The following is a 17,084-nucleotide window of genomic DNA, read 5'->3' as shown; positions in this document are numbered from 1 at the left end:
TGCGCGACGAGTTCGCCGCCCGTCCGTTCGCGATGCTGCGTCTGCTCTGCAACGCCAGTTCGACCCATCACAAGCAAACAGGAGAGCCTAATGACGAAACGCGGTCTGATCGTCGTCGATCTGCAAAACGAATACCTGCCTACCGGCAAGCTGCCCTTGTCGGGCATCGAGGCGGCCACCGCCAATGCAGCGCGCGTGATCGCCGACGCCCGGAACAAGGGCATCCCGGTGTTTCACATTCGCCACGAGTCCGCCAGTAGCGAAGCCCCTGTGTTCGTACCGGACAGCGATGGCGTGAAAATCCAGCCGGCCGTGGCGCCTGCAGGTGACGAGCCGGTCATCGTCAAGAATCACATCAACTCGTTCCGTGAAACGGACCTCAAGCAACGACTCGATGCGTGCGGCGTCGAAGAGGTCGTGGTGGTCGGTGCGATGAGCCACATGTGCGTCGATGCCGTCGTGCGTGCGGCCGCCGACATGGGCTACCCGGTCACCGTGGTGCATGATGCCTGCGCCACGCTGAATCTCGAGTTCGGTGACGTCACCGTACCCGCGGCGCACGTCCATGCGGCAATGATGGCGGCGTTCGCCTTCGGCTACGCCACGGTGAAGTCGACCGAGGAATATCTGGCCGCTTGATGCGCGGGGCGGCGCAATGCCGCCCGGCCCTTCGAGCCCTTCGTTCTTAAGAAGGCCGGTGTGGCCCCGTACAGCGTGGGCGCGCTCGACCCGCTAAAGTTCGGCGGCGAGCCGCCGCCAGGCCCCGGAATCCTCGCATCCAGGAGGTTTTCTCGCGTAGATGCCGAAGTGTTCTCAGCTTGCAGCGGAGCCTGCTTGACGGTGGCATCGCGCCATGCATTCGTCCCCCGCGATCGCATATCCGGAGGTGGCCGCATGCGCCGAGTTCACGAATTCGAACGGCTCGCAGTCCGGCGCCGTCGACGCCCGATCCGCCTGGCCCTGTTCGCCGCGAACGCCAGCGTTGCCTTAGCCGTTTCGATAAGACCGCTGACCGGCAAGAATCCCAAGGAAATGGAGGTGCACAGACAGCGGGTGCGGCTCGCACCCGAAGCCCGGATCGAGTGCCAGCGCCAGCTGTTGGCCAGCGTAGAAGCCGGCAGTGTCGATCTTGCTGCGATCGAAACCCTGGTCGCCGGCTTCCCTGTCCAGGTGGTCGGCGGCAGCCAAGGCCGCCCTGCCCATCCTCCAGCCGCCGCAGACGAGGACGGCAAGGTTGAGGTAAGGAACGGCCGCGGTGAGCACGGCTGAAACGTCCGACCTGACCTTGCCCAGCACCACTCCGTGGCGTCGGACCAGGCCTGCTTCGCGCCCAGCAGTTGCGCGCCGATGGCACGCAGTTCGGGCCGGTCGGAAGCCAGCAGCGCGTTGACCGTGCCCTGCACCTCGGAGAAGACGACCTTGGCGTTGGCGCCCTGGTCGCGCATGAGTTTGCGGAAGATCAGGTCGTTGGCCTGGATGCCGGTGGTGCCTTCATAGGTCGTCGTGATGCGCGAATCGCGCCAGTGCTGCGCGGCGCCGGTCTCCTCGATGAAGCCCATGCCGCCGTGCACCTGGATACCGAGCGAAGTCACCCCGACCGCCATCTCCGTGCCACCGCCCTTGACCACGGGAATCAGCAGTTCGGCCAGGAACAGGTCACGCTTCTTTTGCTTCGGATCGGTGCCGGCGTGCGCACGGTCGAGCAGCCCCGCGGTGAAGTACGTGACGGCGCGGCAGGCTTCGACGCGCGACTTCATCAGCATCAGCATGCGGCGGACGTCCGGATTTCACGCCCGCCGGGGCGTCCGGCAGGCGGGCGAGGACGAGATGGACGATGTTGTCCGTCATGTCGTGGTCGCCATAGGTGATGAAGATCTTCTGGCCGAAGACGCGGTAGCTGCCGTCGGCCTGCGGCTCGGCTCGGCGCGGCTGCGGATCAGGGCCAGATCGGAACCCGCATTCGGCTCCGTCAGGTTCATCGTGCCGGGTCCATTCGCCGGAGATCATCTTTTCCAGGTAGATGGCCTTGAGTTCGTCGCTGGCGCAGGTCAGCAGCGCGGCCACGGCGCCGCCGGTCAGCAGCGGGCCGAGCGAGAAGGACAGGTTTCCACCCGTCGGCGGTGACGACGCCGTCAGGCCCGAGCTTGCAGCCCTGCGTGCCGCCGATCCGGTTGAGCGGGGCCAGCACGCCGCTGGCGAACTCGGCCGCCTCCTCGAGGATGGCGTCCGCCATGTCGGGCGTGGCTTCTTCGTAGCCGGGAAGCGCGGCGATGGCGTCGAGACCGACGATCTCGTCCATCACGAAGCGCATGTCCTGCACTGGGGCGATGTAATCGCTCATGGCGTTCTATCTTTCGATCTCTTCGTTCAGATGCTTTCGAAGATGCCGGCGGCACCCATGCCCGTGCCGATGCACATGCTGACCATCCCGTACTTGCCGCCGGTACGGCGCATGCCGTGCAGCAGCGTCGCCGTGCGGATGGCGCCGGTGGCACCGAGCGGGTGGCCGAGCGCGATCGCGCCGCCCAGCGGGTTGATCTTCGACGGGTCGAGGTCGAGTTCCTTGATCACGGCCAGGGCCTGCGCTGCAAAGGCTTCGTTCAGCTCGATCCAGTCCAGGTCTTCCTTGCGGATGCCGGCTTGCTGCAGCACCTTGGGGATCGCGACGATCGGACCGACGCCCATGATCTCCGGCGCCACCCCTCCGACCGCAAAGCCGGCAAAGCGGGCGAGCGGGCTCAGGTTGTGTTCCTTCAGGACCTTCTCCGAGACCAGCATCACGGCGCCGGCGCCATCGGACATCTGCGAAGCGTTGCCCGCGGTGACCGAGCCCTTGGCATGGAACACCGGGCGCAGCCTGGCGAGCTTCTCGACGGAGATGTCCGAGCGTGCGCCCTCGTCGTCGGTCGGCGTGCGGTCGCGCTGGCGGATTTCGCCGCTCGCCAGATCAGGCTTGTAGTCGCGCACGGTGAAGGGCGAGGTCTCGGTCTTGAAATGGCCGGCAGCGATCGCGGCGCAGGCTTTGCGGTGGGATGCTTCGGCAAAGGCATCCTGCGCCTCGCGGCCAATGCCCCACTGCTGCGCCACCTTCTCGGCGGTCAGGCCCATGCCGTAGGCAATGCCGATGTTTTCATCGGAGAACCAGGCGGGGTTGGCCGCCACCTTGTTGCCCATGATGTTGGACATCGCGGTCATCGACTCCGTACCGGCGGCGATCATCACGTCGGCCAGGCCGAGACGGATCTGATTGGCGGCGTCGGCCACGGCCTGCAGGCCGGAGGAGCAGAAGCGGTTGATGGTGATGCCCGGGACGGTATTCGGCAGACCGGCGAGCAGCGCGCCGATGCGAGCCACGTTCATGCCCTGCTCGGCTTCGGGGATGGCGCAGCCGACGATGACGTCGCCGATGCGGGCCGGGTCGACGCCGGGCGCCTGCGCGACCACGGCGCGGATGGCATGGGCCAGCATGTCGTCCGGCCGCGCATTCCTGAACATGCCGTTGCGCTTGCCCACCGGCAGGCGGGTCGCGGCGACGATGTAGGCTTCCTGAATCTGTTTGCTCATTATGATGTTCTCCTGGGCCGGATCAGTTGCGGAGCGGCTTGCCGGTCTCGAGCATGTGCTGGATCCGGGCCTGGGTTTGGGGGTTCTTCAGCAGCTCGACGAACAGGCGGCGCTCGACCGTGAGCAGCCAGGCCTCATCGACCAGGCTGCCGCTGTCGACCTCACCACCGCACAGGGCAACCGCCGCGGCACGGGCGACCTGGTAGTCGTACGCGGAGATCATGCCGCCGTCACGCATGTTGACCAGCGTCATCTCCAGCGTCGCGATGCCGCCGCGCCCGGCCACCGGCACGGCGCGCGCCGTGGCGGGGGGCGCATAGCCGGATTCGGCCAGCGCACGGGCTTCGCGGATCGCGACGTAGAGCAGCTCGTCGGGATGGAACAGCACGGTATCGGTCGCGCGGGCGAAGCCGTAGCCCACCGCCTCCGCGGCGCTCTTCGAGACCCTGGCCATGGCGATGTTCATGAACACCGGTTGCAGGAAGGCCATCAGCTCGGCCGGGGTCGCGGTCCGCCCCGCCCATTCCGCCGCCTGCAGCGCAAACTCCTTGCAGCCACCGCCGGCCGGGATCAGGCCGACGCCCGCTTCGACCAGGCCCATGTAGCTCTCCAGCGCCAGCACGCGGCGCGTTGCCTGCATGGCGAACTCGCAGCCGCCGCCCAGCGCCATGCCCTGTACCGCCGCCACCACCGGCACCGCCGCATACTTCAGCGTCTGACCGGCCTGCTGGAAGTCGGCGACATAGCTGTCGAGCTTCGCAAAATCACCGGCCGCACATCCTTCAGCCACCTGGGCCAGGTTGGCGCCGACGGCGAAGGGCGGCTGGTGCCAGATGACCAGGCCGGAAAGGCTCTGCTCGGCCTGGCGCACCGCTGCCACCACACCCTCCACCACTTCGCTGCCGATGGCGTGCATCTTGGACTTGAAAGAGAGGATGCCGATGCCGGCGTCGACCGCCGGCAAACGCCACAGACGGACACCGTCGTTCTCGAACAGCGTCTCGCCGGACTGCTCGGGCGACAGCGAACCGTCACCGAGGACGGCTTCCTGGAAGAGCTGGCGCTGGTACACCGGCAGCGCGGAACGCGGCACATAGGCCTTGCGGCGCGACGACCACGAGCCCTGCGGCGTGTGCACACCCTCGCGATCTTCCAGCACCCAGGCCGGCAGCGGCGCGGCGCTCATCGTCTCGCCGGCGGCGATGTCGGCGGCGATCGCCTGGGCGATGTCCGCCCAGCCGGCGGACTGCCAGATCTCGAACGGCCCCTGCGCCCAACCAAAACCCCAGCGCATCGCGAGATCCAGATCGCGGGCATTGTCGGCGACGGTTTCGAGCTGCACGGCGGCATAGTGGAAAACGTCGCGGAAGATCGCCCACAGGAACTTCGCCTGCGGGTCTTTCGAGGCACGCAGTGCGGCGAAGCGGTTGGCCGGATTCTTGTCCTTGAGGATGCCCGCCACCTCGGCGCTGAGTTCGCCGGTCGAGGGGCGGTAATCCTGCAGGCCAAGGTCCAGCACGTGGACTTCCTTGCCGACCTTGCGGAAGATGCCGCCCTTGGTCTTCTGGCCCAGGGCCCCCTGCGCGATCAGCTGTTCCAGCCAGGCCGGCACATTGAAATGCGCATGCCATGGATCGTCGGGCAGCGTGTCGCGCATGGTGCGCACCGCGTGGGCCAGCGTATCCAGACCGACGACGTCCGCCGTGCGGTAGGTGGCGCTCTTCGGGCGGCCGATCTTCGGCCCGGTCAGGGCGTCGACCACATCGAAGCCAAGCTCGAAGCGCCGGGTGTGATGCATCACCGCCAGGATCGAGAGAACGCCGATACGGTTGGCGACGAAGTTGGGCGTGTCGAGTGCGCGGATTACACCCTTGCCGAGGCGCGAGGTCAGCCAGGTCTCGAGCCCATCGAGCGTGCCGGCATCGGTCGTACGGGTGGCGACGATCTCGACCAGGCGCATGTAGCGCGGCGGGTTGAAGAAGTGGATGCCGCAGAAGCGCGGACGCACATCGGCCGGGAGCGCTTGCGACAGCGCGTCGATCGACAGTCCGGAGGTGTTGGAAGCGACGATGGCATTGGCCGCAATGTACGGCGCGATCTTGCCGTACAGGTCGTTCTTCCAGTCCATTCGCTCGGCGATCGCCTCGATGATCAGCTCGCAGCCGGCCAACTGGGCCAGATGTTCGTCGTAGTTGGCGGCCGAGATCAACTTCAGCGCCGCCTTGTCCGCCAGCGGCGCCGGTTCGAGCTTCTTCAGGCCGTCGATGGCCTTCTTGACGATGCCGTTCTTGTCGCCTTCCTTCGCGGGCAGGTCGAAGAGGACGACCGGCACGCCGGCATTGGCGAGATGCGCCGCGATCTGCGCGCCCATGACTCCGGCGCCGAGTACGGCGGCTTTCTTGATTTGCAGTCTTTTCACGCGATTGACTCCTGGTTTGCGATGGCCCTCAGGCCAAATCTTCGCGAATGGCTTTCTTGTTGATCTTGCCGACGCTGGTGCGCGCCAGCGCCTCGACGAAACGGATCTCGTCGGGCACCGCGTAGCGCGAGATGTGGCCGGCTTCGGCGAATTTCGCGACGACGACCTTGATCTCGTCGGCCGTCGCCGTCTGCCCCGGCTTGAGGACGACCATCGCCAGCGGACGCTCGCCCCACTTGTCGTCCTTCACCCCGACCACGGCGACCTCGCTGACCGCCGGGTGCTGGGAAATGATGTTCTCGAGTTCGAGCGAGGACACCCACTCGCCGCCAGTCTTGATCACGTCCTTCAGGCGGTCGGTCACCTGCAGGCAGCCGGCCGGATCGATGACCCCGATGTCGCCGGTATGGAGGTAGCCACCCGCCCACAGCTCGTCCGATGTGGACGGGTTGTGCAGGTAGCCCATGGTCAGCCACGGCGCGCGGACGACGATCTCGCCGGAACTCTTGCCGTCACGGGGGGTGTCGAGGAGGTCGCTGTCGACGGTATGGAGATCGACCAATGGCACCGGATAGCCGGTGCGGATGCGCTGTTCGGCCTGGCCGTCGAGATCCTCGGCCGGGACGTCGCCCGGCGCCCGGGCGATGGTCAGGATCGGGCAGGTTTCCGACATACCGTAACCGGTGAAGACGTCGATACCGCGCTCCAGCGCCGCGGTGGCGAGCCCTTTGGGCAGCGCCGAACCACCGATGATCACCTTCCAGCCCTTGAGATCGACCGCCTTCGCCTCGGCGTTGGTCAGCAGCATCTGCAGGATGGTCGGCACGCAGTGCGAGAAGGTGACCTTCTCGTCGCGTACGTAGCGGGCCAGGGTCTCGGGCGCATAGCGGCCGGGATAGACCTGTTTGAGGCCGAGCAGCGTCGCGATGTAGGGTACGCCCCACGCGTGGACGTGGAACATCGGGGTGATCGGCATGTACACGTCGCCGCGGTGTAGACGGCATTGGCCCTCTGCGGTGCCCAGATGCGTAGCCACCGCCAGCGTGTGCAGCACCAGTTGGCGGTGGCTGAAATAGACGCCCTTCGGCAGCCCGGTCGTACCGGTCGTGTAGAAGGTCGTCGCCCGCGTGTTCTCGTCGAAGTCGGGGAAGTCGTACTCGCTCGACGCCTTCGCCAGCAAGGCCTCGTACTCGCCAACAAAGGGAATCTGCCACCTGGCCATGTCGTTGCCGGTATCGGAGATCAGCACGAAGCGCTTCACCGTCTCCAGCTGGCCCTTGATGCCCGCCAGCACCGGGATGAAATCGGCGTTGACCAGGACGATGTCGGCACCGGCGTGATTCAGCGTGTACAGGATCTGCTCGGGCGACAGGCGGACATTCACCGTCTGCAGCACCGCACCCATCATCGGCACGGCGAAGAAGCATTCGAGATAGCGGTGGCTGTCCCAATCCATCACCGCGACGGTATCGCCCGGGCCGATCCCGGCATCGCGGAGCGCATTGGCCAGGCGACGGATCCGGGCGGCCAGGTCACGATAGGTCTGGCGGTGGCTGTCGCGGTAGACGATCTCCTGATCGGCGGCGGTCGCCAGCGGTGTATGCAGGAGCTGCTTGATCAGCTGCGGGTAGGCGTAAGCCGAAGCGGCGGCTTGGATGGATTCGGTGGGCACGAGCGAGGTCTCCGGGAAGTTTTCTGTCTTCTTGCGCGCCGGCTTGGGCCAACCAAAACCTTCCGCCATGCGCTTTGCGCCTGAATCCGGCTTCCCGCATCGACACAAAACTGCAGGCGCTGCCGGACGATCTGGTCATCCAATCCACTTATCCGTGGATTTGATGGACGATTCTAAGAACGAGCGCTTCCGATCCCGATTGCGACTTGCGCCGAAACACTTGCATAATCGGCCATTATTGCGATGCAAAGCGCCGCACCATGGCCCCGACCGAAATCACTGCCGGCACGATCCCGATATCCTTCGTGCTGAATCTGTTGAACGGCACGCCGCTCGATCCGGCGGGGCAGGCGGAAGCGCTGGCGCGGGCGGGTATCGCGCCGGTCCTCCTTAACGCGGAAACGGCCAGGGTGACCACCGAACAGTTCGCCACTCTCTACCGGCAACTGGCCAGCGAACTGGATGACGAACTGCCGGGGATGTTTTCGCGGCCCGTGCGTTCGGGCTCGTTCAAGTTTCTCTGCCTCAGCCTGCTGGACTCGGAGACGCTGCAGACCGCCCTGTTCCGACTCGGTCGCTTCTTTCATCTGCTACTGGATGACTTCCGCATCGAACTTTCCCGCGAGGGCAACCTCATCCGGATGGCCCTGATTCCGCGGATGCCGCAGGCCGCGGCGAATACCTTCGGACAGGAGATCTTGCTCAAGCTGATCCACGGCGTGGCCTCCTGGCTCACCGGGCACCGCATGACCCTGGCGCGCGTCGATTGCAGTTACGGGCGCCCGAGCCACGCGTCGGAATATGGTTTTCTCTATCCCGGCCCGGTGTTTTTCAAGCAAGCGGTTTCAGCCCTCTACTTCGAGGCCGCCCAGTTGGACACGCCGATCCGCCAAGATCGGCGCTCGCTCGCCCAGTTCCTGGCCCGGGCCCCCGGCGACTGGCTGTTCGTCGCCTTCGAGCAGCACGCGACCAGGCGGAAGGTCCGCGAGCATTTGCGTCCGCGCCTCAGTCTTCCGATTACCGCCGGCCAGACCGCCAGCGCGCTGCACCTGTCTCTGCGCACGCTGACCCGCCGGCTGGCCGCGGAAAGCACCACCTTCCAGGCGATCAAGGATGAACTCCGCCGGGACGCGTCGATTCAGTTGCTGACGAAAACCAATACCCCGATCGCCGTCATTGGCCAGGAAATGGGCTTCGAGGACCCCAACACCTTTCATCGCGCGTTCCGGAAATGGACCGGCAGCACCCCGGGCGCCTACCGCCCCAAATGAGGTTCACCCGGAGGTCACCGCGGATCCGATCCCTTTCAGGTGGCCGGTCGCGTCAAAGCACGCCATCGTTCGCCCGCCGGGCACGGCGCCGATGGAGGCGTTGCGGACGCGCCAGTTCAGTGCCCTTCCACGGCTTCGGCAGCAGCGCGAGGACCTCCCCGATGACGACAGTTTCCGGTCTGGGCGCGATCCCGCGCTCAAGTTCAAGGATCGCCCACCGACTCGGCGTGCCAAAGTCATCAGCCAGCCCCTCTGCCTCACTGAGCCGACCTGAAGAGACGACTGGCCGCTTGAAGATCAGAAACTCGCCTTCGACCATTGCAGCATCATCAGGCAGGTCAGGGTCGAACGCAGTCAGTGACGCGTGAGCAATTGAAAGACCTGACCCCGCAGCTCGCGCGCGCTTGATCTGGATACGCTGAAATGAACAGGCCCACCCTCCCGAAAAGCATCTGGGCGCTCGGCTTCGTCAGTCTGTCGATGGATGTCTCTTCCGAGCTGATCCACAGTCTGCTGCCGGTGTTCATGGCGACCGCCCTGGGCATGAGCGCGTTCAGCATCGGTCTCATCGAAGGCGTAGCGGAGGCCACGGCCCTGATCGTCAAGGTGTTCTCCGGCGCGCTATCGGACCGGTGGGGCAAGCGCAAGCCCTTGGCGCTACTGGGCTACGGCCTCGCGGCCGCGTCGAAGCCGCTCTTCGCGCTGGCGGGCGGCGCCGGCCTGATCGTCGCCGCCCGATTCATCGACCGCGTCGGTAAGGGCATACGCGGTGCGCCCAGAGACGCACTGGTCGCCGACCTTGCTCCGCCGGAGATTCGTGGCGCCGCCTTCGGCCTGCGGCAATCTCTCGACACGGTAGGTGCCTTCGTCGGCCCGCTGCTCGCGCTGGGGCTGATGCTGTTGTGGGCCGACGACTTCCGTGCGGTGTTCTGGGTGGCCGTGATACCGGCCTTCCTCGCCGTCGCCCTGTTGCTATTCGGCGTGCAGGAGCCGGAGCGCAGGCCGGACGGAAAGCGCAGCAACCCGATCGAACGCGCGAATCTGGCGCGCCTTCCCGCCGCTTACTGGTGGGTGGTGGGTATCGGCGCGGTCTTCACGCTAGCCCGCTTCTCCGAAGCCTTCCTCGTGCTGCGGGCGAACGAGGGCGGCCTGCCTATCGCCTGGACCCCGCTAGTGCTCGTCGGCATGAACGTGGTCTATGCGGCTGCAGCCTATCCATGTGGCAAGCTCGCCGACCGGGTTCGGCACGAAACCCTGCTGACCTGGGGACTTGCGCTGTTGATCGTCGCCGACGTGCTGCTTGCCGCCGGCAACCATTGGATTTGGGTCTGGGGCGGCATCACCTTCTGGGGCCTGCACATGGCGATGACACAGGGCCTGCTGGCGACGATGATCGCCGACATTGCACCTGCCGACCTGCGTGGCACGGCCTACGGCTTCTTCAACCTGGTCGCCGGTATCGCCATGCTGATTGCCAGTGCGATTGCCGGCCTTTTGTGGGACCAGTTCGGCGCACGATTCACCTTCATCGCGGGCGGCGGCTTTGCGGTGCTCGCGCTCGTCGGGCTACTGGCGCGCCGCCATTCAAGCGGATGAACGCCGGTGACGGCTCTATCGGTATCGGATTGCCATGAATGCGCAGGGATGGCATGCATGATCATGACGCACCGAGCCGTTGCAGCATCGGCGCCGTACGGGGACCAATTGCAGGAAAAGTATCGGTGCTCGTTTACACCGGACAGCAATCCTTCCTTTATCTCGAGGTGTGGTCGGTTGCAGTCGAGGGCGAACGGCGCTTGGTAACCGGTCACTGAGCGGCGTTCTTTGCCCGCCCGCGCCCACGCGGAACAATCCCTCCCACATTCATCAGGGAGGAGCCGGCAGTGACCAGGGCGACAGCGACCAACAACAAGTGGCGGCGGCGTAGCCGTCAGGAGTGGGAAACCGTCTTTGCGCGGTTTGCCGCGAGCGGCCTGGGGATCGAGCCGTTCTGCGCCCGCGAGGGGCTCAGCGAGTCGAGCTTCCGGCGCTGGCGTAGCCTGCTGGGCGAGCCGAGTACGCAGCCTGCCGCGCCGGCGATGGAGGCCACTGGCTTTGTCGACGCCGGCACGCTCAAACTCGGCGGCACCGGTCGCCTCGAACTGCGGCTCGACCTGGGCGACGGCGTGAGCCTTCACCTGTCGCGCGGCTGATGTTCTTCCCCGAAGGCGCGGTCCGGGTCCATGTCTATGGCCGCCCGGTCGACATGCGCAAATCCTTCGACGGCCTGTACGCGCTCACACGCCAGGCGCTCGGCTGCGATCCGCTGTCGGGCGAGCTGTTCGTGTTCATCAACCGACGCGGCACGCAGATGAAGGTGCTGTACTGGGATCGCACCGGATTCTGCGTGTGGGCCAAGCGTCTCGAGCAGGGGCGCTTCGTGTCGAACTGGGCGCAGGTCCGCACGCGCCAGATGGATTGGACCGGGCTCAAGCTCTTGCTCGAAGGCATCGAGCCGGCCCGCACCAAGCGCCGTTTCAGATTGCCCGAAAACGCCGTGAAACCCGCATGAATGCTGGGCTCTACGGTAAAATATGCGCCATGTCCGCACCGCGCTGCACCCCCGTTCCGACCCTTGCCGAGGCCGCCCAGTGGGCGCCCGAGCAGATCGTCGGACTGGCGCAGGCGAACGTCGCCTTGCAGCGCGACATGGATGCGATGCGGCTCGAGTTTGCGGCGCTCAAGCATCAGCTCGAGTGGTTCCGCCGCCAGCTCTTTGGCCAGAAGAGCGAGAAGCGCGTGGTGTCACCCGACACCACGCAGATGTATCTGGGTGAGTTGCCGATCCCCGACACGCAGCCCGATGTCCCCGGCAAGACCGTGGCGGGACATACCCGCCGTGGGTCGCGGACCGACTACGCCCAGGACAAGGACGAATCGGCGCTGTTCTTCGACGAGACGCGCGTCCCGGTCGAGACCATCACGCTCGCCAACCCCGAGACCGAGGGGCTTGCCGCCGACCAGTTCGAGGTGATCGGCGAGAAGGTGAGCCACCGCCTGGCGCAGCGCCCGGGCAGCTACGTGATCCTCAAGTACGTGCGCCCGGTCATCAAGCGCCGCGACACGCAGGCGATCCACTGCCCGGCGGCCCCCGCCGGGGTGATCGAGGGCAGCCGCGCCGACGTGAGCTTCATCGCCGGGCTCATCACCGACAAGTTCTGCTACCACCAGCCGCTGTACCGCCAGCATCAGCGGCTCGGGGAGAACGGCATCCGGGTCTCGCGCCCGTGGCTCACGCAGCTCACCCACGCGGCGCTCGCGCTGCTCGAGCCGGTCTTTACGGCCCAGCTCGACTCGATCCGCGCAAGTCGCATCAAGGCGATGGACGAGACCCCGATCAAGGCCGGGCGCGCCGGCCCGGGGAAGATGAAGGGCGGCTACTTCTGGCCGGTGTATGGCGAGCGCGACGAAATCTGCTTCGCCTATCACGAGGGGCGTAGTGGCAAACACATTGCGCAGACCCTGGGGACCGACCCACCGCCCGAGGGGGCGGTGCTGCTCACCGACGGCTACGCGGCCTACGAACGTTACGCACAAAAATGCGGGCTCACGCGCGCGCAATGCTGGGCGCACTCGAGAAGAAAATTCTTCGAGGCCCAGTCGATCGAGCCCGAACGGGCGACGCAGGCATTGGAGATGATCGGCTAGCTCTACGCGGTAGAGCAGCACATCCGTGAGGCACAACTCATCGGCGAGGCACGCCGCGCATACCGGCTCGCCCAGGCCAAGCCGATGGTCGACCGGTTCTTCGACTGGGTCGACGCCCAATTCGAATCCCACGGTCTGCTGCCGAGCTCACCGCTGACCACTGCCCTGGCCTACGTGCGTGAGCGCCGGGCCGCCCTCGAGGTCTACCTCGCCGACCCCGAGGTGCCGATCGACACCAACCACCTCGAGCGGGCGTTACGCGTAGTGCCGATGGGCCGCCGCAACTGGCTCTTCTGCTGGACCGAGGTCGGCGCGAAATACGTGGGGATCGCGCAGAGCCTGATCGCCACCTGTCGCCTGCACGACATCGACCCCTATGCCTATCTGGTCGATGTGCTCCAGCGCGTCGGCCAGCACCCTGCCGCCGATGTCGCGCAACTCACCCCAAGGCTGTGGAAGCAACACTTCGCGGCCAATCCGCTTCGATCCGATCTCCACCCGCGCTCGAAGTAGGCAAGAACGCCGCTCGGTTACCGCTTACGGCGCTTGTAATCCACAATCTGAGATAGTGTCCGGCCACAAATTACCGATCAAAGAGGAGGGCGACATGCAGGAAGTGCAAGCGATACGTCCAGACCGTGAAGTCCTGACGCGTCAGAGTCTCCCGTATTTCATTGGTATCTCAGCTCAGACGGTGGGAGCGAGCGGGCTGAGCATGCACTTGGTGACGATCCCCCCTGGCGCCAAGTCGGAGCCTCACTACCACCTCGGGTACGAAACCGGAATCTATGTGCTGGCAGGAAAGGTGCTGACTCGCTGGGGCACGAAACTCGAGAACGAGGTTATCAGCGAAACGGGGGAGTTTCTGTTCATCCCGGCAGGTATTCCCCACCAAGCGGTCAATCTAAGCGCCAGCGAAGCCGCCCGTGCGGTGGTAGCGCGCAACCATCCGGCAGAGCAGGACCAGGTACGGCCATATCGTGCTGCGTAGCGGCGCGCTGTGCAGCGCCCCGCGTGAACGCCGGGAGGCATGGCCCTCGACCTGGCAGCCTGTCGGAACAAAAGCCTGCGGGCAACGCGGCGTCTACGCTGCCGTCGCCAGCAGGCTCGCGTTGCCGCCCGCCGCCGTGGTGTCGATACACAGATGGCGTTCCACCACGTAGCGTTCCGGCGAGATGCTTTGGGTCTCGAGCGGGACGATGGCGCCGTCGCGGCTGGCGAGCGCGATGCGCAGCTCGCGGGTCCAGTCGCTGGCGCCAGCCGCGGCCACCGCCGCGATACCCTTGACCGCGCTCAGGGTGTCGGCCGAGACGATGCCGTCGAGCGCGGCAACCGGCGCGCCGGCATCGATCAGCGGCCGCACGGACTGCTCCGCGTCCGGCGCGACGAGCACCGCGGCGCAGCCCGCGCCGAGGGCCTGCACCGCCTGCGAAAGCGCAATCTCCAGGGTGGGCCCCAGGCAGAGTACCGGCCCCTTCGGATACAGCGACAGGCGGTTGCTTTCGCCCGTCGGCCCTGGCAGCGTCTGCGGCGTCATGTCCAGGGCTGCGGTCTCGTTGAGCGCCTTGCGGATCAGGCCACTCTTGCCGCTCAGCGTCTTGCGCAACACGGCGACGCGATCGGGCCGCGCCGCCCAGTTGCTTGCGTCCAGCCCGTCGAGGGCCGATTGGAGTTCCCCGAGTGACACTGCCCTCCCCTTCGGCGCGTCGTGATGATCCACGGCGGCGGTGCGGCGGAAGCGGGTGACGTAGTGCGGGCCGCCGGCCTTGGGCCCGGTGCCCGAAAGGCCCTCGCCGCCGAACGGCTGGGAGCCGACGATGGCGCCGATCTGGCTGCGGTTCACGTAGACGTTGCCGACCCGGAGACGCTCGACGATCTGCTGCACGCGGTCGTCGATCCGGGTGTGCAGTCCGAAGGTCAGCCCGTATCCCCTGCCATTGATGGCGTCGACCACTTTATCGATGTCTCGTGCCTTGAAGGTGGCCACGTGCAGGACCGGGCCGAAGATCTCACGCTCGAGATCCTCGATTCCCCCGACCTCGACCACGGCGGGAGTGACGAAGGTACCGACCTCGGGCGCAGGCAGCCTCTTCAGCACCTTGCCGGACTTTTCCTGGGCCGCCACATAGGCACTGATTTCGTTCTGGGCGTCGGTGTCGATCACCGGCGACACGTCGGTGTCGGTCTTCCAGGGATCGCCGATGGTGAGCGCCTCCATGGCGCCGTAGAGTATGTCGAGCAGCCGGTCGCGCGCCTCTTCCTGGACATACAGCATCCTCAGCGCCGAACACCGCTGGCCGGCCGACTGGAAGGACGAGATCAGGATGTCGCGCACCGCCTGCTCGGTCAGCGCCGTGGAGTCCACGATCATGGAGTTCAGCCCGCCGGTCTCGGCGATCAGCACTGCATCCGGCCCCGCGTTCTGCGCCAGGGCCTTGTGGATGATCTGCGCCACCGGGGTCGAGCCGGTGAAGCAGACGCCCGCGATCCGCGGATCGCTGGTCAGCGGCCCGCCGACCGTCGGCCCGTCGCCGGGCAGCAGCTGGAGTGCCGCCGCCGGCAGACCTGCCTCGCGCATCAGCTCGACGGCACGGGCGGCGATCAGCGGCGTCTGTTCGGCGGGCTTGGCGAGCACCGCGTTGCCGGCCACCAGCGCCGCGGCGATCTGGCCCGTGGTGATGGCCAGGGGAAAATTCCAAGGGCTGATGCAGACGAAGATGCCGCGGGCACGGCCGGGCTCTTCCGTTTCCAGTCGCTCGCCCTCGTTGGCGTAGTAGCGCAGGAAGTCCACCGCCTCGCGCACCTCGGCAATGGCATCGGACAGCATCTTGCCGGCCTCACGCGTGGTGATCGCGATCAGCTCGGCAACGTTTTCCTCGTAGAGATCGGCGGTGCGGCGCAGCACCTCGGCCCGTTCCGCCGCCGGCCGCGCCGACCAGTCGCGGAAGCCTTCCTCGGCGGCGTCGAGGGCGGCCGCCACCTCTTCCGGCGTCGCCTCATGCACCTTGCCGACCACACGCGAACCGTCGGCCGGAGACACGACGTCGCGCGCCGGCCCGCGGGGTGCCGGGCTGCCCGCCAGCATGGGTCCGGCGGTCCAGGTCGTGCTGGCGAACGCCTCGCGCCCCTTCAACAGTGGCAGGATCGAGGCGGGTTCGTTGAGCCGGTAGCCGCGGGAGTTCTTGCGATCGGGCGCGAACAGCTGGCCGGGCGGGCGGATCGACGGGCTGGGGATGGCGTGGCCCAGGCGCTGCAAATCGGTCACCGGGTCGCGCGCGATCTCGCTTGCGGGAATCGAGGTATCCACCACCTGATTGACGAATGAGGAGTTCGCCCCGTTCTCCAGCAGACGGCGTACCAGATAGGCCAGCAGGTCCCGGTGGGCGCCGACCGGCGCGTAGATCCGGCAATGCGTCCCCTCCGACTGCTTGACGATCTGATGCAGCGATTCGCCCATGCCGTGCAGGCGCTGGAACTCGAAGCTGTCCTTGTCATTACCTGCCATGGCCACCACGGCGGCGCAGGTATGGGCATTGTGGGTCGCGAACTGCGGATAGATGCGGTCACGCCGATCGAGCAGCATGCGCGCGCAGGCCATGTAGCTGACATCTGTGCTGACCTTGCGGGTGAAGACCGGGAAGGTCTCTACGCCCAGTTCCTGCGCCAGCTTGATCTCGGAGTCCCAGTAGGCGCCTTTCACCAGCCGCACCATGATCTTGCGGTCGAGCCGCTCGGCAAGGTCGTAGAGCGCCTCGATGACCGGTGCGGCACGGCGCCCGTAGGCCTGCACCACGATCCCGAAGCCGTCCCAGCCGGCGAGTCCGGGGTCGGACAGCAGCGCCTCGATCACATCGAGTGACAGATCCAGCCGGTCCTGCTCCTCGGCGTCGATGTTGAAGCCGATATTGGCCTTGGCCGCCTGCTTCGCCAGTTCGAGCGCGCGTGGCACGAGTTCCGCGATCACCGCGTCGCGGTGGGTGTATTCATAGCGCGGATGCAGCGCCGAAAGCTTCACCGAGATGCCGGGACTGGATCGCACGTCACCCTTGGCCTGCTTGGCGATCGCGGTGATCGCCCTGGCGTAGGCCGCGTGATAGCGAACGGCATCTGCATCGGTACGCGCCGCCTCGCCAAGCATGTCATAGGAATACGTGTAACCCTGGTTCTCGAGCTCGCGGGCATTCTTCATACCCTCCTCGATGGTCTCACCGAGCACGAACTGGCGTCCGAGGATCTTCATCGACTGACCGACCGCGGTGCGAACCAGGGGCTCGCCCATACGGCGCACCAGGCCTCGCAGCGCCCGCACCGGCCCCTTGGGATCGTCGTCCAGAACCTTGCCGGTCAGCATCAGTGCCCAGGTCGAGGCGTTGACCATCGACGATGAGGACTTGCCGAGGTGTGCGCCCCAGTCGGACGGTTCGATCTTGTCGTGGATGAGGTCGTCGATGGTTTCCGCATCGGGAACACG

Annotated in this window: 11 protein-coding genes and 2 pseudogenes; 7 read left to right on the top strand and 6 right to left on the bottom strand. The window is 66.3% G+C overall.

Features of this window, described 5'->3' with window-relative positions; all coding sequences use genetic code 11:
* The first annotated feature begins 90 nt into the window (after positions 1 to 90).
* Positions 91 to 639, top strand: coding sequence for a cysteine hydrolase family protein (locus BB334_RS07905; RefSeq protein ID WP_068806824.1), 549 nt, complete (start codon positions 91 to 93; stop codon positions 637 to 639).
* A 348-nt stretch (positions 640 to 987) separates the two neighbouring features.
* Here the strand turns inward: BB334_RS07905 and BB334_RS18885 are convergent.
* From BB334_RS18885 to BB334_RS07880, 4 genes and pseudogenes are all read right to left on the bottom strand, one after another.
* Positions 988 to 2,341, bottom strand: a pseudogene (locus BB334_RS18885) (acyl-CoA dehydrogenase C-terminal domain-containing protein).
* Positions 2,342 to 2,367: 26 nt separating this feature from the next.
* Entirely contained in the window at positions 2,368 to 3,564 is a 1,197-nt protein-coding gene (locus tag BB334_RS07890; RefSeq protein ID WP_068806814.1) for an acetyl-CoA C-acyltransferase, read from the bottom strand.
* A 22-nt stretch (positions 3,565 to 3,586) separates the two neighbouring features.
* Positions 3,587 to 5,983 (bottom strand): 3-hydroxyacyl-CoA dehydrogenase/enoyl-CoA hydratase family protein, encoded by a 2,397-nt coding sequence (locus tag BB334_RS07885; protein ID WP_068806811.1) that lies wholly within the window; start codon positions 5,981 to 5,983, stop codon positions 3,587 to 3,589.
* A 28-nt stretch (positions 5,984 to 6,011) separates the two neighbouring features.
* Positions 6,012 to 7,724: a fatty acid--CoA ligase gene (locus BB334_RS07880; protein WP_083200347.1), complete on the bottom strand. Its 1,713-nt coding sequence runs from the start codon at positions 7,722 to 7,724 to the stop codon at positions 6,012 to 6,014.
* Between the two features lie 191 nt (positions 7,725 to 7,915).
* Between BB334_RS07880 and BB334_RS07875 the strand changes: the two genes are divergently transcribed.
* On the top strand, positions 7,916 to 8,926 hold the full coding sequence (locus BB334_RS07875; RefSeq protein WP_068806808.1) for an AraC family transcriptional regulator: 1,011 nt from the start codon (positions 7,916 to 7,918) through the stop codon (positions 8,924 to 8,926).
* A 52-nt stretch (positions 8,927 to 8,978) separates the two neighbouring features.
* Here the strand turns inward: BB334_RS07875 and BB334_RS07870 are convergent, their stop codons facing one another.
* On the bottom strand, positions 8,979 to 9,245 hold the full coding sequence (locus tag BB334_RS07870) for a hypothetical protein (RefSeq protein WP_068806805.1): 267 nt from the start codon (positions 9,243 to 9,245) through the stop codon (positions 8,979 to 8,981).
* A 104-nt stretch (positions 9,246 to 9,349) separates the two neighbouring features.
* On the opposite strand from BB334_RS07870, the gene BB334_RS07865 reads away from it, so the two are divergent.
* The 5 genes and pseudogenes from BB334_RS07865 (at position 9,350) to BB334_RS07845 (ending at position 13,604) form a co-directional block, all read left to right on the top strand.
* On the top strand, positions 9,350 to 10,522 hold the full coding sequence (locus tag BB334_RS07865) for an MFS transporter (RefSeq protein WP_068806802.1): 1,173 nt from the start codon (positions 9,350 to 9,352) through the stop codon (positions 10,520 to 10,522).
* Between the two features lie 287 nt (positions 10,523 to 10,809).
* Complete coding sequence (tnpA, locus tag BB334_RS07860; protein ID WP_068806799.1) at positions 10,810 to 11,118, top strand: IS66 family insertion sequence element accessory protein TnpA; 309 nt, start codon at positions 10,810 to 10,812, stop codon at positions 11,116 to 11,118.
* A complete protein-coding gene (gene tnpB / locus BB334_RS07855) occupies positions 11,118 to 11,477 on the top strand; it encodes an IS66 family insertion sequence element accessory protein TnpB (protein ID WP_068806796.1) in 360 nt (119 codons plus the stop codon). The genes tnpA and tnpB overlap by 1 nt, the downstream gene beginning before the upstream one ends.
* Positions 11,478 to 11,506: 29 nt before the next feature.
* Positions 11,507 to 13,126 (top strand): annotated as a pseudogene (tnpC, locus tag BB334_RS07850) (IS66 family transposase).
* A gap of 94 nt (positions 13,127 to 13,220) precedes the next feature.
* Entirely contained in the window at positions 13,221 to 13,604 is a 384-nt protein-coding gene (locus BB334_RS07845; protein WP_068806793.1) for a cupin domain-containing protein, read from the top strand.
* Positions 13,605 to 13,697: 93 nt separating this feature from the next.
* On the opposite strand, the gene putA is transcribed toward BB334_RS07845, so the two are convergent.
* Positions 13,698 to 17,084, bottom strand: a 3,387-nt coding sequence (gene putA, locus BB334_RS07840) for a bifunctional proline dehydrogenase/L-glutamate gamma-semialdehyde dehydrogenase PutA (protein ID WP_068807927.1), incomplete at its 5' end; no start/stop codon positions are given.

The organism is Thauera phenolivorans (genome assembly GCF_001696715.1).
Lineage (GTDB): Bacteria > Pseudomonadota > Gammaproteobacteria > Burkholderiales > Rhodocyclaceae > Thauera > Thauera phenolivorans.
This window is presented reverse-complemented; position numbering and strand designations above follow the sequence as displayed.